The sequence below is a fragment of the Mesorhizobium sp. M0663 genome (assembly GCF_040320585.1).
In the GTDB taxonomy this organism is placed as follows: Bacteria; Pseudomonadota; Alphaproteobacteria; order Rhizobiales; family Rhizobiaceae; genus Mesorhizobium.
Window position 1 is genome coordinate 51,996 of the sequence record NZ_JAMYPX010000016.1, and the last position, 17,705, is coordinate 69,700.

Sequence of the window (17,705 nt, forward strand, 5' to 3'; positions counted from 1 at the left end):
GCGCCGCTTTCGAGGTGCGCCGGATCGGCCGATGGGGGAGGGCGTGCGCATCCGGTTCGACAAGCTCGGCGTGGTCATCGCGGCGATATCAGCCTATGCGGCTTTTGCGGCACCATTCGCCACGTTCCGCGCCAATCGCATCGTACCCGGCGAGGCGCGCTCGATCCTCGAATCTTTGCCTGCGATGGTCGGTCCGCTGTTGATGGCGATTGTCGTCGCAGCGGCGCTCATTGCGCTGCTGAAAACGCCGCTTGTTCTGCGCCTCGCCGCCAGTGTGGTTGCGCTTGCAGCGCTGGCGCTGCTGATCGGCGTCGCCGGCAGTTTCCTGACACCTGCCGGCAACACCTTCGCCCGTATCTCGCCGGCTTCGGGCTTTTGGCTGCTTATCTTCGCCTTCACGCTTCTGCTCGCCGACGTGCTTACTAGGCTGAACCTGTCGCCTCAGGCACGGATCGGCGTGCTTGTTGCCGCCGCAGCGGCGATCGGGCTGCTGCTCGTCTCGGGAAGCTGGAATAGCCTGTCGATCCTCAAGGAATATTTCAATCGCGCCGATAGTTTTTGGGCGGAAGGCTCCAAGCACGTGACGCTGGCGCTGGGTTCGCTGGCGGCAGCGGTGATTATCGGCCTGCCGCTCGGCATCCTCTGCCACCGCGTCGAGAAATTGCGGGCCGGTGTGCTCAACGTGCTGAACATCATCCAGACCATTCCTTCGATTGCGCTGTTCGGCCTCTTGATTGCACCGCTCGGCTGGGTCGCTTCGCATGTGCCGGGAGCTGCCGCGCTCGGCATTCGCGGCATCGGCACGGCGCCGGCTTTCGTCGCTTTGTTCCTCTATTCACTGCTGCCGGTAGTGGCCAACACCGTGGTCGGCCTCGCCGGTGTGTCGCGTGCCGCCAACGACGCAGCGCGCGGCATGGGCATGACCGACCGCCAGCGGCTGTTCGGCGTCGAGTTTCCGCTGGCTTTCCCGGTGATCCTCACCGGCATCCGCATCGTGCTGGTGCAGAATATCGGCCTCGCCACGATTGCCGCGTTGATCGGCGGCGGCGGCTTTGGCGTGTTCGTATTCCAGGGGGTCGGCCAGACGGCGATGGACCTGGTGCTGCTCGGTGCTGTTCCCACGGTGGTGCTGGCCTTCGCCGCTGCCATCATCCTCGATGCAGTGATCGAAATGAGCGCCAGCAAGCGCAGGGTTGAAACGGCATGATCGAGATCGAAGGCATCACCAAGCGCTACGGCGAGACGACAGTCGTCGACGACGTGTCGATAGTAATCGAGCCGCGCAGCATCGCCGTCATCGTCGGCACCTCCGGCTCCGGCAAGACGACGCTGCTTCGCATGATCAACCGGCTGGTCGAGCCGACATCGGGCGTGATCAAGCTCGACGGCGTCGATAACCGCTCGGTCCCGGATTATGAGCTGCGTCGCAGCATCGGCTATGCCATCCAGGGCCACGGCCTGTTTCCGCATCGCACGGTGGCGCAGAACATCGCCACTGTGCCGGTATTGCTCGGCTGGGGCGCCAACCGCATCAAGGCCCGCGTCGACGAGCTGATGACGCTATACCAGCTCGACCCGCAAGCCTACGGGCCACGCTATCCGCATGAGCTTTCCGGCGGTCAGCAGCAGCGCGTCGGCGTCGCCCGGGCGCTTGCCGCGGAACCCAACGTGCTGTTGATGGATGAGCCGTTCGGTGCGCTCGATCCGATCATCCGCAACAAGGCGCAGGAGGATCTGCTGGCGATCCAGAAACGCTTCGGCACCACCATCATCCTAGTCACCCATGACATGGAAGAGGCCGTTCACATGGGCGACAAGATCGCGGTGATGGATGGCGGCAAAGTAGTGCAATATGCCGCGCCGGCCGAGATACTGGCGAAACCGGCCAGCGCGTTTGTCGAGACCCTGGTTGGCGCCAGCGAAAAACCGTTCCGGCTGTTGTCGCTTGGCCGGGTGCGCGACGCGGTGGAAAAAGGCACGGCCGAAGGCGAGGCGATCCCCGGTGACGCCAGCCAACGCGACGCGTTGGCCGAACTCCTGTGGTCGGGCCGCCCGGCACTTCCGGTGAAAGATTCTGACGGCAAATCGCTTGGCCGCGTCACTGTAGACGGGCTGGTTAAGCGCGCGGCGAGGCCGGCATGAAAGCCTGGCTTCCGTCGCTGCTCAGGCTGGCCTTGGTAGTAGTGCTTATTGCCTTCGTCGCCAATCCCGGCTGGTTCGAACCGCTGCTGAAGCCGCTGACAGAGAACAACGCGCCGGTAATCTACAATCAGGGCAGCCTTTTGACGTTGACGCTGCTGCATCTGCGGACCGTGCTGATCGCGACGGTTGCCGCGACGATCGTTGCGGTCGCGCTCGCCATTCTGGTCACCAGGCCAGCCGGCGCCGAATTCCTGCCGCTGTCGCGCAGTCTGGTCAATATAGGCCAGACCTTTCCGCCGGTGGCGGTGCTGGCGCTTGCCGTGCCGGCGGTCGGCTTCGGCGAAAAGCCGACGCTGATTGCGCTGTTTCTCTACGGACTGCTGCCGATCTTTGAGAATGCGCTGACCGGCCTGACGACGCTGCCGGCCAACGTAGTCGAGGCGGCGCGTGGCGCCGGCATGACCGGCTGGCAAAGACTGGTCAAGGTCGAGCTGCCGCTCAGCGCGCCGATCATTCTCGGTGGTATCCGGCTGTCGGTGGTGATCAGCCTTGCCACCGCGACCATCGGCTCGACGGTAGCGGCGAGGACACTGGGCGAGGTGATCATCGCAGGCCTGCTGTCGAACAACCTCGCCTTCATCCTGCAGGGTGGCCTGATCGTCGCCGCCCTTGCCGTGCTGATCTATGACGGGCTGTCGGCGGTCGAGCGCTATACCGCCCGGCGCATGGGACGCGAGCCCGAGTAGCGTCTCGGGGCGAAGTTCGCTCTTTTTTCAGTGGCCGGTCGACCGCGTCGGATGATCGAGCGTCAGTTCCAGCGTTGTGCCCGTCTCGCCGGTGATCCAGCGGCGGCGGATGATGGCGAAATCGTGCTGTGTGTCGGCTCTAACCACAGAGACCAAGTCGCCCACCGCGCAATCACTGTCGAGATCGAGGGCTTCGACAGTCTCGGCAATATCTTGCTTGCCGGCATAATGTCTCGCAATGGCTGTGAGCACGATGATCACTGGCCCACCCGTTGCGCGATCTTCGGGACTCGGCGATTGATGAGTGCGATGCCCCGATCTTTCAGCAGGAGTTCTTGCCATGACCGCGCGTTTCTCCAAGATCGTCATGTGTTTGTGTCTGGCGGCTTTCGCCTTCCTCGTCGCCTTCGGCAACATCACCGATTACGGCTCAAACTTCGTCTTTGTCCAGCATGTGCTGAGCATGGACACGACCTTTCCCGGCAATGCACTGATGTACCGCTCGATCACCAACCCGTCGCTGTGGACGGCTGGCTACTGGCTGATCATCATTGGCGAGGCGCTGACCTGCCTGCTTTACCTAATCGCCGCCTGGCAACTCTGGCAGGCGCGCAAAGCCAGCGGACAGGCATTCAACGATGCCAAGAAGTTCGTCATCATAGCCGCCACCATGGGTTTCCTTGTTTGGTATTTCGGCTTCATGGTCGTTGGCGGCGAGTGGTTCGCCATGTGGCAGTCTTCGATTTGGAATGGTCAGGAGGCGGCGTTCAAATTCTACATGACCATGCTGGTGGTGCTGGTCTTCGTCGTCCAGCCGGACGGCGACCCGCGTAAAGCCTGACCGCCGTTCGTCGATTTCAACCGATCTAACCGGATGGCAGTGTCGACAGGCGCACACTGCCGTCCAGCCTTTTGGACGAAACCCGGGATCTTTTGGGCGAAAGCCGGACAGGAACGGAACAATATCTTGACGTTCCGAGCCCTGTTTCGCATAAGCCGCTGCGAAGGGACGGATTCCGGTTGCGGAAAATTCGTCCCCTGTCTCAACGGCCCGGGGAGGGGTTCTTTTGGGCCACCAATCGAGGAAAATTCGGCAATGACCATACTTTCAGCTGTCATCGCCTGCGGTCTGCTTTCAGTCCTTTACGCCATCTGGGCGACACGTTCGGTCCTCGCGGCCGATCAGGGCAATGCACGCATGCAGGAAATTTCCGCGGCCATCCGCGAAGGCGCGCAGGCCTATCTGGCGCGCCAGTACACCACTATCGCCATCGTCGGCGTCGTGGTCCTGCTGCTCGCCTGGTGGCTGCTTTCGATCACCGCCGCCATCGGCTTCCTGATCGGCGCCGTTCTATCGGGCGCCGCTGGCTTCATCGGTATGCACGTCTCGGTGCGCGCCAATGTGCGCACCGCGCAGGCGGCTTCCAACAGCCTCGCTGCCGGCCTCGAGATCGCCTTCAAGTCGGGCGCCATCACTGGCATGCTGGTTGCTGGCCTGGCCCTGCTCGGCGTCTCGATCTACTACCTGATCCTGACCCAGTTCATGGGTCTGCAGCCCGACGATCGCGTCGTCATCGACTCGCTTGTTTCGCTCGGCTTCGGCGCCTCGCTGATCTCGATCTTCGCCCGTCTCGGCGGCGGCATCTTCACCAAGGGCGCCGACGTCGGCGGCGATCTCGTCGGCAAGGTTGAAGCCGGCATTCCCGAAGACGATCCACGCAATCCGGCCACCATCGCCGACAATGTCGGCGACAATGTCGGCGATTGCGCCGGCATGGCCGCCGACCTGTTCGAGACCTATGCGGTGACCGTCGTCGCCACCATGGTCCTCGCCGCCATCTTCTTCGGTGGCACCGCCGTTCTCGGCGCGGCCATGCTCTATCCGCTGGCCATCTGCGGCGCCTGCATCCTCACCTCGATCGTCGGCACCTTCTTCGTCAAGCTCGGTTCCAGCGGCTCGATCATGGGCGCGCTCTACAAGGGCCTTATCGTCACCGGCTTGCTGTCGATTGTCGGCCTTGCCGTCGCCACTTCGGCATGCATCGGCTGGGGTGAGATCGGTACTGTCGCCGGCATGGCCATCACCGGCACGAACCTGTTCATCTGCGGCCTGGTCGGCCTTGTGGTGACCGGCCTCATCGTGGTGATCACCGAATACTATACCGGCACCAGCAAGCGTCCGGTGAACTCCATCGCCCAGGCCTCGGTCACCGGTCACGGCACCAACGTCATCCAGGGCCTCGCGGTCTCGCTGGAAGCGACGGCGTTGCCGGCGATCGTCATCGTCGGCGGCATCATCTCGACATACCAGCTCGCCGGTCTCTATGGCACGGCGATCGCGGTGACGACGATGCTTGGCCTCGCCGGCATGATCGTCGCGCTCGATGCCTTCGGCCCGGTCACCGACAATGCCGGCGGCATTGCCGAAATGGCCGGCCTGCCCAAGGAAGTGCGCCAGTCAACCGACGCGCTTGACGCTGTCGGCAACACCACCAAGGCGGTAACCAAGGGCTACGCCATCGGCTCGGCCGGCCTCGGCGCGCTGGTGCTGTTCGCGGCCTACTCTAACGACCTGAAGTTCTTTGCCGCCAATGGCGACAAATACCCGTACTTCCAGGGCATGGGCGACGTCTCCTTCGACCTCTCCAATCCTTACGTCGTCGCCGGCCTGATCTTCGGTGGCCTGATCCCGTATCTGTTCGGCGGCATCGCCATGACCGCCGTGGGCCGCGCCGCGGGTGCTATCGTCCAGGAGGTGCGCAAGCAGTTCCGCGAGGATCCGGGCATCATGGCCGGCACCTCGAAGCCGAACTATGCGCGCGCCGTCGACCTTCTGACCAAGGCAGCGATCCGGGAGATGATCGTTCCATCATTGCTGCCGGTGCTGGCGCCGCTGGTGGTTTATTTCGGCGTCCTCCTGATCTCCGGTTCGAAGGCATCCGCCTTTGCCGCGCTCGGCGCCTCGCTGCTCGGCGTCATCGTCAACGGCCTGTTCGTTGCCATCTCGATGACCTCCGGCGGCGGCGCCTGGGACAACGCCAAGAAGTCGTTCGAAGACGGTTTCGTCGACAAGGACGGCCTCAAGCACCTCAAGGGCTCCGAAGCGCACAAGGCTTCGGTGACCGGCGACACGGTCGGCGATCCCTACAAGGATACTGCCGGCCCAGCGGTCAACCCGGCGATCAAGATCACCAACATCGTCGCGCTGCTGTTGCTGGCCGTTCTCGCGCACGGCTAAGCTCGGTCGCTATGGCCTTAAGACAAAAACCCGCGGGATCGCTCCCGCGGGTTTTTCATTGCCTGAGATATGCCGCTTACAGGGAAGCGAAAGGAACGGAAGGAAGCCGACACCCTCGGGTGGATCAGGTGCCGCCGAGCGTGCTGCCGCCGCTGGCGCCGGGAACACCAGGCGCCAGCTTGCTGGCGCCACTGATGATCTGGCTGAGGAAGTTCTGGTCCTTGCCGGCGGTCGGCGTGGTGCGCGAGATGAAGTCGAACACCTTGCCGTCCTTCAAGCCGTAATTGGCGATCTGGGTGACGCGCCCGTCATCGCCAAAATAGACCGCCAGCACATGTTGGTCGACCAGCCGCGGCTTGTCGAAGGCGACATAGCGCTTGCGCGTCTGAGAAATGTAATAAAAGGCCTCGTTATCGAAGGTCGCCTTCGTCGAGGGAGTGCCGAGCGCCAGCAGCACCTGTTCGCGGCTTGAGCCGACCGGCACCAGGTCGATCGCCTGCTGGTCGATGACGTAGCCTTGCGTCAGCGTCTCGCTCGGATTGAGATCGCCGATCATCTTGGACGAATTGCAGGCGGAAAGCGCCGCAGCGATCACCAGCAGCGAAACCGCACCGCCGGGCCTGGGCAGGAAAGTCGACTTGAATTTCAGCGCGCGCAACTACAACTCCATAAGCTGGCCGCAACTTGCGCTGGGCCGCAAAACCGGTAAACCAGCTTGCTTGCCGATGCAACAAGGCCACTTCAACAAACGGTCCCGGGAGACCACCCTCAAATGTTCCAGCGCCTCTTTGGCCGCGAACGACATGCCAACCGCGCCATCACCGAGGCGCTTTACGCACAAATCGTGGCGGCGGCGCGGCAAACGGTGTTTTATTCCGCCTGGAACGTCCCGGACACGCCGCTCGGCCGCTTCGAGATGCTGTCGTTGCACATGTTCCTGTTCCAGCACCGGTTGCGCGGCGAGGGCGGTGCTGCGGCAGAGGTTGCGCAGGTGCTGATCGACGAGTTCTTCATGGATGTCGAACATTCGTTGCGTGAATTGGGCATTGGCGACGTCGGTGTGCCGAAGCGAATGCGGAAACTGGCGAAGATGTTCTATGGCCGTACCGCCGCCTATGATGATGCGCTGCAACGAAATGACCATGATGCACTCGCCGCCGCCCTTGCCCGCAATGTCAGGCCGGATGCCGGCGCCTGGCCGCAAGCGTCGCAACTGGCACTCTATGCCGCCGATGCATCAAGGCAACTCGCGGAACAGCCGACCGAATCGATCGTTTCCGGAACGGTGGCATTTCCCGTGGCCAACGCTTGAGCGACGGCTGGCCGATGAAGGTGGCGAAGTGGAGGCGAAGATGAAACACCCTGATACCCACAGCCCAGTGTCATTCCTGGCAAATGTCGCCCGGCTGCCGCAAAAGGGGCTGCCGGTGGTCATCGATGCCGACGCTGGGCAGCGCGCCCTGCTGGCCGTCGAGCACGAGCTGCTTTCGGTCGAGAACTATCGCGCCGAACTCCTGGTCGAGCCCTGGAAGCGCAACGGCGTGAAAGTCAGCGGTCATGTCGAGGCCGATATAACGCAGGCCTGCATCGTCACCCTCGACCCGGTCGAGGCGCATATCGATGAGCCGGTCGAAGCGCTGTTCCTGCCGGAGCAATCCAAGCTCGGGCGGCAAGGTTTCGACGGCGGCGGTGAGATCCTGCTCGACGCCGAAGGCCCGGACAGCCCGGAAACCTTTTCCGGCGATGCGATCGACGTCGGGGCGCTTGCCGAGCAGTTCTTTGGCTTGGCGATCGATCCATATCCGCGCAAGCCGGGTGTATCGCTGCAGGCCGCCGGCGATGCCGAGCCTGTGGAGAATGAATTCCAGCAAAAGCTCAGATCACTGTTGGGAAAATCCTGATAGCTGACCCAATTTGAGAAAAGTTGGTTGTGCGGCAGCCCAAAACCGTTATTTTCGCCGAACCTTCGCGAGCCCCGCACCTTGGCAAGCCCGCTGGCCAAGCAACCGTGAGATGAACACCGCGTGATCAGGATTTCCATCGATGCCATGGGCGGCGATCACGGGCCAAGCGTGGTCATCCCGGCGCTCATGACTGTCGCCACCCGCCGTCCGGATATACGCTTCGTCATTTATGGGCGCGAAGAAGTGGTACGGCCCGAACTCGCCAAATTCCCCAAGCTGGCGGAAGTGAGCGAGTTCATCCACTGCGAGATCGCAGTGCGGATGGACGACAAGCCGAGCCAGGCGCTGCGCCATGGCCGCTGGAAGTCATCGATGTGGAAGGCCGTCGAGGCGGTCAAGGCAGGCACTGCCGACGCCTGCATCTCGGCCGGCAATACCGGCGCGCTGATGGCAATGTCCAGATTCTGCCTTCGCACCATGGCGACCATCGATCGCCCGGCAATCGCGGCGCTCTGGCCGACATTGCGCGGCGAGAGCGTGGTGCTGGACGTCGGCGCCACCATTGGCGCGGATGCGCATCAACTGGTTGATTTTGCCATTCTGGGCACCGGCATGGCGCGCTCGGTTTTCGGCATCGAACGGCCGAGCGTCGGCCTGCTCAATGTCGGCGTCGAGGAGATCAAGGGCCAGGAAGAGGTCAAGGAGGCGGGTCGTATGTTGCGCGAGGCCAACATGGCCTCGATGAACTACCACGGCTTTGTCGAGGGTGACGACATCGGCAAGGGCAGTGTCGACGTCGTCGTTACCGAAGGATTTGCCGGCAACATCGCGCTGAAGACGGCGGAAGGCACCGTCAGGCAGATCGCCGGCTATCTGCGCGCGGCGATGAACCGGACGCTGATGGCCAGGATCGGCTATATCTTCGCCAAGACCGCCTTCGATCGCCTGCGCGAGAAGATGGATGTCGGCCGCTCCAATGGCGGCGTCTTCCTCGGATTGAACGGCATCGTGGTGAAAAGCCATGGCGGGGCTGATTCGGATGGCTTCGCGGCGGCGATCGAGCTTGGCTACGACATGGTGCGCAACAATCTGCTTGACCGCATCGAAGCCGATCTCGACCTGTTCCATGCCCGCAATCCGAATGCCCAGACAATCCGGAAATCCGACGTCGTCATCGACGCAAAGGAATAGGAAAGAGCATTGATCAGATCAGTCGTGCGCGGCACGGGCGCCGCGCTGCCCCGCCGCATTATGAAGAATGCCGATTTCGAAGGCATGGTCGAGACGTCGGACGAGTGGATCGTCCAGCGCACCGGCATTCGCCAGCGCCACATTGCGGCCGACGACGAGACGACGGCCTCGCTGGGCGAGGCGGCAGCGCGCGCGGCCCTCGACAGCGCCGGCCTGACGGCTGACGACATCGACCTGATCGTGCTGGCGACCTCGACGCCCAACAACACCTTTCCCGCGACCGCGGTCGAGATCCAGAATCGGCTCGGCATGCACCACGGTTTTGCCTTCGACCTGCAGGCGGTCTGCTCCGGCTTCGTCTATGCAGTGACGACCGCCGACCTCTATATCCGCGGCGGCTTGGCCAGACGGGTATTGGTGATCGGCTCGGAAACATTTTCGCGTATTCTCGACTGGAACGACCGCTCGACCTGCGTTTTGTTCGGCGACGGCGCCGGCGCGATGGTGCTGGAAGCAGGCACGGGGGCAGGCGGCATCGCCGACCGAGGCGTTCTGGCGGCCAGCCTGCGCTCCGACGGCATCCATAAGGACAAGCTTTTTGTCGACGGTGGGCCGTCGACCACCGGAACGGTCGGGCACCTCAGGATGGAAGGCCGCGAAGTGTTCAAGCATGCGGTCGGCATGATCACCGACGTCATCGAGGCGACGTTCGCACAGGCCGGCATCGGCGCCGCCGATCTCGACTGGTTCGTGCCGCATCAAGCCAATAAACGAATTATTGACGCTTCGGCCAAAAAGCTCGGGATAGAGGAGCGGAAGGTGGTGGTGACCGTCGATTTGCACGGTAATACCTCGGCGGCTTCCGTGCCGCTGGCACTGTCCGCAGCCGTCGCCGACGGTCGCATCAAAAAGGGTGACCTGGTACTGCTCGAGGCGATGGGCGGCGGCTTCACCTGGGGTGCCGTCCTGCTCCGCTGGTAAGTGCCGAACTATCGGGTTCGGGTCCCTTGACCTTGACGGATCAATTACTTAGGTTCTGCCGTTGCTTGTATCGATTTATGTTTTTGAGCTGATGGGACGGTTCGTATGGGGGGAAAGACACTTACGCGCGCCGACCTCGCCGAAGCCGTTTACCGCAAGGTTGGGCTGTCGCGTACTGAATCGGCCGAGCTTGTCGAGGCGGTGCTGAATGAGATCTGCGAGGCGATCGTTCGCGGCGAGACGGTGAAGCTGTCGTCCTTCGCGACCTTCCACGTGCGCTCCAAAAACGAGCGCATCGGGCGCAATCCCAAGACCGGTGAGGAAGTGCCGATCCTGCCGCGCCGGGTGATGACCTTCAAGTCGTCGAACGTGCTGAAGAATCGTATCCTGCGCTCCCATCAAAACAGCAAAGCCAAGGGCAGCAAGTAGCCGCCCAATCCCCCTTTGCCAAGAATCATGCTCCAGGCTTCGGTTGAAAAGCGAACCCTGCTTTTGCGCCGGGCTTGAATATTGTTTCATAAACCGCTGAAATAAGATGCGATTCGGTACGCCGGATCGGTATTTGGGTGTGATCCGTTCCGGCGGGACGGAAAGCTGCTCTCCTTGTTAAGCGTGATGTCGCCCGAACCCGGTTCCCGCCTTTCGCGATCATGCTCTAGCGTGAGGATTCGCCCATGGACAAGAGCCCTGATGCTTTCCGCACCATCAGCGAGGTCGCGGAGGATCTGGATTTGCCGCAGCACGTGCTGCGCTTCTGGGAGACGCGTTTCAACCAGATCAAGCCGATGAAGCGCGGCGGCGGCCGCCGCTACTACCGTCCGCAGGACGTCGAACTGATCAAGGGTATTCGTCATATGCTCTACGACCAGGGCTATACGATCAAGGGCGTGCAGAAGCTGTTGCGCGAGAACGGCAACCAGTTTCTGATCGCCGTCGGCAGTGGCGACATGGCGGCGGTCGAGGCGATCTCGCAGCGCCGGCAGGCCGACACGGTACCGCTGACGCAAGCGGCGCAGCCGCGCGGCACGGACGACGAAATGCTGGTTGGCCAGCCGAGGGTGAAACCCAGCCGTCGTTTTTTCGGTATAGGCAAGACCGACGAGGAAGGTCCGGTTCCGCCGGACACGTCAAAACTTTCCCGTGACAATCGCGCATTGCTGCAGGAGGCGCTGTTCGACCTGCTGGAATGCAAGCGCCTGCTCGATCAGGTTCGCTAGAGCCCGCCGGGCTGACCGGAACGGTCTTCAGGGTCATGCGTTAGGCTTCCTTCTACAGATGAAGGAAGCACGTCATGGCATCGCTTTCGAGCATCTCCGACACCGATCTGGACAAACAGGTCGCGGCCCTGACCAGGGAACTGGCCACCTTGAAGAAAGCCGTGTTAAAGCGGGGCGGCGCCTTTTACGAAGACGGGCGCGATACCGCGTCGGATTATTATTCGGATATCACTGAGCGCCTCGGCGACGCCTTGCCGGCAATCAGAAGGCAAGGCCGGGCGATCGAGAAGACCGCCCGAGATCACCCGGCGACGGCGGCCGCTGTCGGGCTGGTTCTGGTCGGGCTCGTCGCCAGTCTGTTCCTCGGCGGCCGGCAGCAACAAGCACCGCGAGCGCGTTCAAGATCGGCACGTTGAGATAAGCAAATGGCGGTGGTCAGCGGACCGCCGCCATTTTTCGCCGACACGGAAAGCCCGGCAAGCGCGCCGCCCTTGATCAAGCACCAGAACGCCTGATTGCGGGTTGTTCGCCCGAGGGTGTTTTCAGTACTTCTTCGCGACAACCTTCTTGTGATGGTGGCGGTAGTGGTGGACGCGGTGATGGTAGTGATGGCGGTGATGCTTCTTGACGGTGGTGTGCATCGTCGTTGCATTCGCGCTGCTTGCGCCGATGATCGGCATCGAGAGGGCAAGTGCGATTGCAAGTCCAAGGGCGGAGAGAAGAGGCTTCTTCATGACATCGTTTCCTTTTTGCGCAGGCGGAATTTGAGCGTCACTGATTCAGGTCGGTGACTCGAGCGCTGCGGTTGGGACTATCGCCTTGGAGTTTTTCGGCAGTTTTTCCGGCCTGTAGAATTTTGTTTCCGAACTGTGTCTGCTGACGAACCGGCCAGATGTCGGCGCGCCGGCATCCGCCATTCATTCCGGCGTCGGTTCACGATGCCGTGACGCTATCTTTGATGCTTGGCAAATCACCGGCGAGCGGGCATTCTCCCGATCGTCTCAGGCAACAACATGATTTGATCTAACTCTTTCATCCCACGGAGTTGCCAATGCCCCAAATAGCAAAACGCGAACCTTACTCCGAACTGGCGGCGAGCGCGGTTACGCCTGAACGCAGTGCCGTCCGAACCGCCCGGGAAGCCCGTGGATACAGCATCGAAGAGCTGTCCCTGGCGTGCGGGCTGGCAGCCTATGAGATTGCCGACATTGAAAGCGGCAAGGATGCCGATCCCTCGAAACGTCGGCGTATTGCCTCCGCGCTTCAACTTCCGGAAAGCGCTCTGTTTGACGAAGCCGTGTTGCCTGCCAAAAGGCGATCCGTGTCGTAGCGACGTGTCATGCTTTTATTCCACGAGCTCGCCATGGGTCGCCCTGGCGGGCTTCGTTTTTTACGGCCACGTAGTGGACTTGCCGGCCGCCACGGCGACGCCAGACGGAAATTGCCGGAGATGAGCCTCGAATCCGTTCGCGCCTTTTTCGCCGCACACGCGCCCGACATTGATGTCATCGTCACGGAGGCAAGCTCGGCGACGGTGCCTTTGGCCGCCGAAGCGCATGGCGTAGCGCCGGCGCAGATTGCCAAGACGATCTGCTTGCGCGCCGGCGACCAGACGATGCTGATCGTGGCCAGCGGGATCTCCAGGCTGGACAATCGCAAATTCAAGGACCGGTTTGGTGGCAAGGCGCGAATGCTGGACGCCGAGCAGGTGCTCGCCGCGACCGATCATCCCGTCGGTGGGGTGTGCCCGTTCGGCCTACCGGCGCCGCTCCCGGTCTACTGCGACATCTCGCTGCGCGCCTTTGACGAGGTCGTCCCGGCGGCAGGCGCGACGAATGCCGCCGTACGGCTCAGCCCGCAACGCCTGGCCGAACTCGTCGACGCCGAGTGGGTGGATGTGTGCCAGTAGCCATTTATCCGGGTCGTGGGATCCGCTGAGCGTTACCGCTACTCGGTCTTCTGTGGCTCTTCTTTTTTGATCGTCTGAGCGTCCGTGACAGTCGACATATCGGCCTTCTCGACGCTTGCTGTCTTCGTCTGCGTGTCGACCGATGCCTGGACCTTGGAATGCGCGGGGCAATCCGCAGAGGCAGCTGATATGGACATGGTCAGTGCCGCGGCTATTGCGAGGAATGTCTTCATGATCATTCTCCTCTTTCGTTCGATGGGTAAAGTTAGCCCGTCTGGCACCGACCGCAAAATCACATTTGTTCACACGCGCTCCTGCGCACACGGAAGCCGACGCTGGGCCAGTAATTCAAATGGTTGCGCGGATAGCCGCTTGCCGTATCAAAGCCCACTGGCTCCGGCCGGACGATTTTTGGCGTTAAAGATCTCGCCGCTCAGAGCCAGTCTCAAATCTTCGGCGCTGAGCTGACCACTTTCAAATAAATCCATCACCCTGCGGCCGAGCAGTTCTCTGCCTGGATCTCCATCAGCGAGGCCTAGTTCACGGCATCGGGCATCGAGTGCCTTGGTCAACATGGTCAGATCGGCAGGACAGGCAACCCCTTGAAGCGACATTGCATCTCTCCCGGACAGGGCGAAAGCGCGTGGCATCTTCGAAGCGTCCGCTCGCCCTTACAACTGCGGACGACGGCAATTCAACTACAGCCAACCTTTTTCGAACTCAACATTCAAACGTACCAAAACGCCGCGCGCTCCAATGGGAGGATCCTGCTACAATACGGTATGGCCGTCCGAATAGCGGTTGTCCTCGCGCTTCTTTTCGCCTTCGCCTACGGTTTCGCAAAACTCGCGGAACATTATGGCAGCGTTGGCGACAGGCCCTCTCCGTGTGAAGAATTGCCCTATCCTGATTGTCCTGACCAAAAAGCTCCTCCCCGGGAAGAAACTGAGCCTTGAGCGCGCGCCTGTTCAGGCCAGGCCAGCCGTCGGGATTGAATTAGTTCTTTCCAACCGACGGTTGGTGGACGCATTGCAGCTGATGCGCCTAGGGTTCACTACGATCCGCGCGCACCGGGCATGCCCAACCCCCGAGTCACCCCTGCCTGATGCAAGGCGCCTGATCGAGTCCCGCCGTTCTGGCATGTGCGGCGGGACCTTTTCTTGTTGAAGCTGGAATACGGGCTCACGATAAAGGTTGGCGTACGCAGCAAAGCTTACCTAGCCGTTACCGCGCGGTTTCTCGGTGGGCTTCTGGCTAGACGCCAGCCTCCGTGCCTCGCGCACGAGTGATGCGTGATCGGTTCCCTCGATGAGATCACGCCTGCGTATGTTGCGCTGGCTGCAGTGCGGCTATTGTCTGTACAGCCAGTTTTGGGGGAAAACTGGCTAAGCCTTTGGATTTTAATGGTCGGAGTGGCCGGATTCGAACCGACGACCCCTTGACCCCCAGTCAAGTGCGCTACCGGGCTGCGCTACACTCCGGACCGGTCGCGATGTATCGTGATAGACCGGGTCCGGTCAACCGAATTCGGTTGCTGTCCTGCCTGAAGCAACCGCGACGGGGATTGCCGGTCGCTGCGCCGCCCGCAGTTGCCACTGGTGGCGGTATTCGAGCGCGATGGCACCCCAGATCAAGCCAAGCAGCAGGTAGACATGGCGCCAGTGGTCGATGTCGATGAAGGTGCCGAGCCCGATATTGCCGATGAAGGCGACGTAGGCGCATAGAAGATAAGGCTGCCACGGCCGGTCGCGCAGCAGAATGCGGAAGCCGGCGGCGATCGTCCAGCACGTCAGCGTCAGGAACGACACGAAGCCGAGCCAGCCGTAATCCATCAGCATCTTCAGCCAGATGTCGTGCGTGTCCTCGCCGAACATCTTGCCGAAGACGAGCGGGCCGATGCCGAACGGATGCTCCAGTGCCATCTGAAAGCCGATCGTATAGCGGGCGAAGCGGCCGAGCCGGGCGGTGTCGTAGCTTTGTTCGAGCTGTGCGCGGTTCGAGAACATCTCGGCGACGCCTGGCAGTTGCAGGATGACGATCATTGCGATGACCAGCAGTCCGACGGCGGCGATGGTCATGACGACGACGCGCAGCTTGAACTTGCCGCTGGCGCTCTGCAGGAACAAGGCACCGGTCAGCAGGATCGCCGAAACGGCGAACATGCCCCAGGCGCCGCGCGAAAAGGAAAAAAAGATGCCGGCGGTGATTATCAGCAACGGCATCGCCAATAGCGGCATGCGTGCAACCGAGCCGGTAAGCAGCAGGTAGAGCAGGTAGATGCCGGGCAGCACCAGGAACGGACCGAACACGTTCGGGTCCTGGAAGGCGCCGGCGGCACGGTCGTATTTGGTGAAGATCTCCGCTCCTGGAAAGGCATGGAAATAGCCGGCTATGCCGACCAGCGAAGTCAGCACTGCCGACACCACATAGGCGACGAAGATCACCCGGTAGAGACTGGGCCGGACGGCCGTTACCGAAGCGAAAAAAACCGCGGTTAAGGCCAGGAACAGCGAGACGGCGAGATAGAGCGGCGTGCCGGCGAGGTCCGACATCTGCGTCATCGAGATCATACCGCCGATGTTCATGATAACCAGCAGCACCAGAAGTGGCACCGCCGCGCGCTGTATACGCATGCCGAACAAGGGCCACACCACGATCAGCCCGATCATGTAGAGATCGTACGGCGCGGGCTCGGCAATGACGAAACCGGACAGGAAAACGCCGAGGAAAACCGCCCCCGACGCAATCAGTGCAATCAGCTTGGCGTTGACCGCCGCAGCCGGCAATTCATAGGCCGTCGCGATCAATACGCGTTTTCCGTATTGAGCAGGCGGATCGGCGTCAGGAACAGGATTCTGAGGTCGAACAAGAGCGACCAGTTCTCGATGTAATAGAGGTCGTATTCCGTCCGCATGCGAATCTTCTCGTTGGTGTCCATCTCGCCGCGCCAGCCATTGATCTGCGCCCAGCCGGTCACACCGGGTTTGACCTTGTGGCGGGCGAAATAGCCGTCGACCACTTCATTGTAGAGGAGGTTGTGCGACTGCGCGGCAATGGCGTGCGGGCGCGGCCCGACCAGCGACAGCGAACCGAACAGCGAATTGAAGAACTGCGGCAGTTCGTCGATCGAGGTCTTGCGGATGAAGCGGCCGACGCGGGTGACGCGCGGATCGTTCTTGGTCACGGTCTGCTTCGCCGTCGGGTCCGCCTTGTCGGTATACATCGAACGGAACTTGTAGACGTCGATAATCTCGTTGTTGAAGCCGTGCCGCTTCTGATGGAACAGCACCGGCCCCTTGCTGTCGAGTTTGATCGCGATTGCGGTCGCCAGCATCACCGGCGAGAACACGATGATGCCGATGATCGAAAAGACAATGTCGAAGGCGCGCTTGGCGACCGAATCCCAGTCGTTGATCGGCTTGTCGAAGATATCGAGCATCGGCACCGAGCCGATGTAGGAATAGGCGCGCGGCCTGAACTGCAGCGCGTTCGAATGCGCCGATAGCCGGATGTCGACCGGCAGCACCCACAGCTTCTTCAATAACTGCAGCACGCGCGATTCGGCGGTCAGCGGCAGCGATACGATCAGCATGTCGATGCGCGCGATGCGGGCAAATTCGATGAGTTCGGAAATTGTACCGAGCTTGGGATAACCGGCGACAACCGGCGGCGACCGCTTGTCGCCGCGGTCGTCGAAGATGCCGCAGATGCGGATGTCGTTGTAGGGCTGCCTTTCGACCGAGCGGATCAGTACCTCCGCCGCCTTGCCGCCACCGACGATGACGGCGCGGCGCTCCATCCGCCCGTCGCGCGCCCAGCGCCGGATCAGCTTCGACATCACCAGGCGGAGACCCAGGATCAACACGAAACCGACGACGAACCACGTGCCGAAGAGCAGGCGCGAATAGTCTTCCGACATTTTCATGGTGAAGGCGGTGAGCGCCATCAAGGCGAAGGTTCCGGCCCAGACCAGCAGGAGACGGCCGAAATTGGCGATCGGCCGCATCAGTGCGACGATCTGGTAGCAGTCGGTGACGTCGAACAGAACGACCGCGAGGAACGAGGTGGCGGCGATCGTCAGTGAGTACTGCCAGGCAAGATAGTTGAAAAAGCCGACATAATAGAAATAGACGGCAAGACCTGACACCAACAGCAGCGCGAATTCCACCATGCGCAGGACGCCGCTCACCATGATCGGCGACATCGTATCGCGCCGGTATTGCGAGGCGACCTGGCGGGCAACATCGGTCATGCCGCCGCCGGCCGTATTGTTCTCGGCAGGGGCGTCGAATTTGCGCACCGCGTCTAGCGAAAAACGGCGCGCTGGGTCGATTTCGTTCATGGGGCGTCCGCAGGTTTCCCTCAGGTGAATAGCAA

At 61.8% G+C, this 17,705-nt stretch carries 21 protein-coding genes and 1 tRNA gene; 14 read left to right on the forward strand and 8 right to left on the reverse strand.

Going from position 1 to position 17,705, the window contains the following annotated elements; genetic code table 11:
* Window positions 1-31 precede the first annotated feature (31 nt).
* Genes NKI54_RS23685 through NKI54_RS23695 form a run of 3 tightly spaced genes read left to right on the forward strand, consistent with a single transcriptional unit; the run spans window position 32 to window position 2,888 of the window.
* Window positions 32-1,207: an ABC transporter permease gene (locus NKI54_RS23685; RefSeq protein WP_352692516.1), complete on the forward strand. Its 1,176-nt coding sequence runs from the start codon at window positions 32-34 to the stop codon at window positions 1,205-1,207.
* Entirely contained in the window at window positions 1,204-2,142 is a 939-nt protein-coding gene (locus tag NKI54_RS23690) for an ABC transporter ATP-binding protein (RefSeq protein ID WP_023674500.1), read from the forward strand. The genes NKI54_RS23685 and NKI54_RS23690 overlap by 4 nt, the downstream gene beginning before the upstream one ends.
* Window positions 2,139-2,888 (forward strand): ABC transporter permease, encoded by a 750-nt coding sequence (locus NKI54_RS23695; RefSeq protein ID WP_352636859.1) that lies wholly within the window; start codon window positions 2,139-2,141, stop codon window positions 2,886-2,888. Before NKI54_RS23690 ends, NKI54_RS23695 begins: the two co-directional genes overlap by 4 nt.
* A gap of 27 nt (window positions 2,889-2,915) precedes the next feature.
* On the opposite strand, the gene NKI54_RS23700 is transcribed toward NKI54_RS23695, so the two are convergent.
* Complete coding sequence (locus NKI54_RS23700; protein WP_023674502.1) at window positions 2,916-3,149, reverse strand: hypothetical protein; 234 nt, start codon at window positions 3,147-3,149, stop codon at window positions 2,916-2,918.
* A gap of 79 nt (window positions 3,150-3,228) precedes the next feature.
* Here NKI54_RS23700 and NKI54_RS23705 point away from each other — a divergent pair, with 79 nt between their 5' ends.
* Both NKI54_RS23705 and NKI54_RS23710 read left to right on the forward strand, forming a co-directional pair.
* Entirely contained in the window at window positions 3,229-3,729 is a 501-nt protein-coding gene (locus NKI54_RS23705) for a DUF2165 family protein (RefSeq protein ID WP_352636860.1), read from the forward strand.
* A gap of 255 nt (window positions 3,730-3,984) precedes the next feature.
* Complete coding sequence (locus tag NKI54_RS23710) at window positions 3,985-6,126, forward strand: sodium-translocating pyrophosphatase (RefSeq protein WP_023674504.1); 2,142 nt, start codon at window positions 3,985-3,987, stop codon at window positions 6,124-6,126.
* Between the two features lie 124 nt (window positions 6,127-6,250).
* Here NKI54_RS23710 and NKI54_RS23715 read toward each other — a convergent pair whose 3' ends face one another.
* Window positions 6,251-6,784 carry an outer membrane protein assembly factor BamE gene (locus tag NKI54_RS23715; protein ID WP_352636861.1) on the reverse strand — a complete coding sequence of 178 codons (534 nt, stop codon included), beginning with the start codon at window positions 6,782-6,784 and terminating at the stop codon, window positions 6,251-6,253.
* Between the two features lie 114 nt (window positions 6,785-6,898).
* Between NKI54_RS23715 and NKI54_RS23720 the strand changes: the two genes are divergently transcribed.
* The 7 genes from NKI54_RS23720 (at window position 6,899) to NKI54_RS23750 (ending at window position 11,835) form a co-directional block, all read left to right on the forward strand.
* Window positions 6,899-7,438 (forward strand): ubiquinol-cytochrome C chaperone family protein, encoded by a 540-nt coding sequence (locus NKI54_RS23720; protein WP_023674506.1) that lies wholly within the window; start codon window positions 6,899-6,901, stop codon window positions 7,436-7,438.
* 40 nt (window positions 7,439-7,478) lie between these two features.
* Window positions 7,479-8,027, forward strand: a complete 549-nt coding sequence (locus tag NKI54_RS23725) for a YceD family protein (RefSeq protein WP_352575910.1) — start codon at window positions 7,479-7,481, stop codon at window positions 8,025-8,027.
* A gap of 123 nt (window positions 8,028-8,150) precedes the next feature.
* The gene (gene plsX, locus NKI54_RS23730; RefSeq protein ID WP_352449317.1) at window positions 8,151-9,221 is read left to right on the forward strand and encodes a phosphate acyltransferase PlsX; all 1,071 of its coding nucleotides are present in this window, start codon (window positions 8,151-8,153) and stop codon (window positions 9,219-9,221) included.
* A 9-nt stretch (window positions 9,222-9,230) separates the two neighbouring features.
* Window positions 9,231-10,202, forward strand: a complete 972-nt coding sequence (locus tag NKI54_RS23735) for a beta-ketoacyl-ACP synthase III (RefSeq protein WP_023674509.1) — start codon at window positions 9,231-9,233, stop codon at window positions 10,200-10,202.
* A gap of 105 nt (window positions 10,203-10,307) precedes the next feature.
* On the forward strand, window positions 10,308-10,631 hold the full coding sequence (locus NKI54_RS23740; protein WP_023717292.1) for an integration host factor subunit alpha: 324 nt from the start codon (window positions 10,308-10,310) through the stop codon (window positions 10,629-10,631).
* A gap of 245 nt (window positions 10,632-10,876) precedes the next feature.
* Window positions 10,877-11,419 carry a MerR family transcriptional regulator gene (locus NKI54_RS23745; RefSeq protein ID WP_352575914.1) on the forward strand — a complete coding sequence of 181 codons (543 nt, stop codon included), beginning with the start codon at window positions 10,877-10,879 and terminating at the stop codon, window positions 11,417-11,419.
* A gap of 74 nt (window positions 11,420-11,493) precedes the next feature.
* The gene (locus NKI54_RS23750) at window positions 11,494-11,835 is read left to right on the forward strand and encodes a hypothetical protein (RefSeq protein WP_023674512.1); all 342 of its coding nucleotides are present in this window, start codon (window positions 11,494-11,496) and stop codon (window positions 11,833-11,835) included.
* A 126-nt stretch (window positions 11,836-11,961) separates the two neighbouring features.
* Here NKI54_RS23750 and NKI54_RS23755 read toward each other — a convergent pair whose 3' ends face one another.
* The gene (locus NKI54_RS23755) at window positions 11,962-12,153 is read right to left on the reverse strand and encodes a hypothetical protein (protein WP_023674514.1); all 192 of its coding nucleotides are present in this window, start codon (window positions 12,151-12,153) and stop codon (window positions 11,962-11,964) included.
* Between the two features lie 317 nt (window positions 12,154-12,470).
* Between NKI54_RS23755 and NKI54_RS23760 the strand changes: the two genes are divergently transcribed.
* Together NKI54_RS23760 and NKI54_RS23765 are read left to right on the forward strand one after the other, a co-directional pair.
* The gene (locus NKI54_RS23760) at window positions 12,471-12,749 is read left to right on the forward strand and encodes a helix-turn-helix domain-containing protein (RefSeq protein ID WP_023674515.1); all 279 of its coding nucleotides are present in this window, start codon (window positions 12,471-12,473) and stop codon (window positions 12,747-12,749) included.
* Window positions 12,750-12,869: 120 nt separating this feature from the next.
* Window positions 12,870-13,328: a YbaK/EbsC family protein gene (locus tag NKI54_RS23765; protein WP_352449319.1), complete on the forward strand. Its 459-nt coding sequence runs from the start codon at window positions 12,870-12,872 to the stop codon at window positions 13,326-13,328.
* A 38-nt stretch (window positions 13,329-13,366) separates the two neighbouring features.
* Here NKI54_RS23765 and NKI54_RS23770 read toward each other — a convergent pair whose 3' ends face one another.
* The 5 genes from NKI54_RS23770 to NKI54_RS23790 form a co-directional block, all read right to left on the reverse strand.
* On the reverse strand, window positions 13,367-13,561 hold the full coding sequence (locus tag NKI54_RS23770; protein WP_023674517.1) for a hypothetical protein: 195 nt from the start codon (window positions 13,559-13,561) through the stop codon (window positions 13,367-13,369).
* Window positions 13,562-13,708: 147 nt separating this feature from the next.
* Window positions 13,709-13,942 carry a hypothetical protein gene (locus tag NKI54_RS23775; RefSeq protein WP_023674518.1) on the reverse strand — a complete coding sequence of 78 codons (234 nt, stop codon included), beginning with the start codon at window positions 13,940-13,942 and terminating at the stop codon, window positions 13,709-13,711.
* Between the two features lie 790 nt (window positions 13,943-14,732).
* Window positions 14,733-14,809, reverse strand: a tRNA-Pro gene (locus NKI54_RS23780).
* A 36-nt stretch (window positions 14,810-14,845) separates the two neighbouring features.
* Window positions 14,846-16,135: an O-antigen ligase family protein gene (locus NKI54_RS23785; RefSeq protein ID WP_023674622.1), complete on the reverse strand. Its 1,290-nt coding sequence runs from the start codon at window positions 16,133-16,135 to the stop codon at window positions 14,846-14,848.
* A complete protein-coding gene (locus tag NKI54_RS23790) occupies window positions 16,132-17,670 on the reverse strand; it encodes an undecaprenyl-phosphate glucose phosphotransferase (protein WP_023674623.1) in 1,539 nt (512 codons plus the stop codon). Before NKI54_RS23790 ends, NKI54_RS23785 begins: the two co-directional genes overlap by 4 nt.
* Window positions 17,671-17,705: the final 35 nt, after the last annotated feature.

Coding starts and splice junctions, on each gene's coding strand:
- NKI54_RS23685 (WP_352692516.1), top strand. CDS start 32: ATGGGGGAGGGCGTGCGCATCCGGTTCGACAAGCTCGGCGTGGTCATC.
- NKI54_RS23690 (WP_023674500.1), top strand. CDS start 1,204: ATGATCGAGATCGAAGGCATCACCAAGCGCTACGGCGAGACGACAGTC.
- NKI54_RS23695 (WP_352636859.1), top strand. CDS start 2,139: ATGAAAGCCTGGCTTCCGTCGCTGCTCAGGCTGGCCTTGGTAGTAGTG.
- NKI54_RS23705 (WP_352636860.1), top strand. CDS start 3,229: ATGACCGCGCGTTTCTCCAAGATCGTCATGTGTTTGTGTCTGGCGGCT.
- NKI54_RS23710 (WP_023674504.1), top strand. CDS start 3,985: ATGACCATACTTTCAGCTGTCATCGCCTGCGGTCTGCTTTCAGTCCTT.
- NKI54_RS23720 (WP_023674506.1), top strand. CDS start 6,899: ATGTTCCAGCGCCTCTTTGGCCGCGAACGACATGCCAACCGCGCCATC.
- NKI54_RS23725 (WP_352575910.1), top strand. CDS start 7,479: ATGAAACACCCTGATACCCACAGCCCAGTGTCATTCCTGGCAAATGTC.
- NKI54_RS23740 (WP_023717292.1), top strand. CDS start 10,308: ATGGGGGGAAAGACACTTACGCGCGCCGACCTCGCCGAAGCCGTTTAC.
- NKI54_RS23745 (WP_352575914.1), top strand. CDS start 10,877: ATGGACAAGAGCCCTGATGCTTTCCGCACCATCAGCGAGGTCGCGGAG.
- NKI54_RS23750 (WP_023674512.1), top strand. CDS start 11,494: ATGGCATCGCTTTCGAGCATCTCCGACACCGATCTGGACAAACAGGTC.
- NKI54_RS23755 (WP_023674514.1), bottom strand. CDS start 12,153: ATGAAGAAGCCTCTTCTCTCCGCCCTTGGACTTGCAATCGCACTTGCC.
- NKI54_RS23760 (WP_023674515.1), top strand. CDS start 12,471: ATGCCCCAAATAGCAAAACGCGAACCTTACTCCGAACTGGCGGCGAGC.
- NKI54_RS23765 (WP_352449319.1), top strand. CDS start 12,870: ATGAGCCTCGAATCCGTTCGCGCCTTTTTCGCCGCACACGCGCCCGAC.
- NKI54_RS23770 (WP_023674517.1), bottom strand. CDS start 13,561: ATGAAGACATTCCTCGCAATAGCCGCGGCACTGACCATGTCCATATCA.
- NKI54_RS23775 (WP_023674518.1), bottom strand. CDS start 13,942: ATGTCGCTTCAAGGGGTTGCCTGTCCTGCCGATCTGACCATGTTGACC.
- NKI54_RS23790 (WP_023674623.1), bottom strand. CDS start 17,670: ATGAACGAAATCGACCCAGCGCGCCGTTTTTCGCTAGACGCGGTGCGC.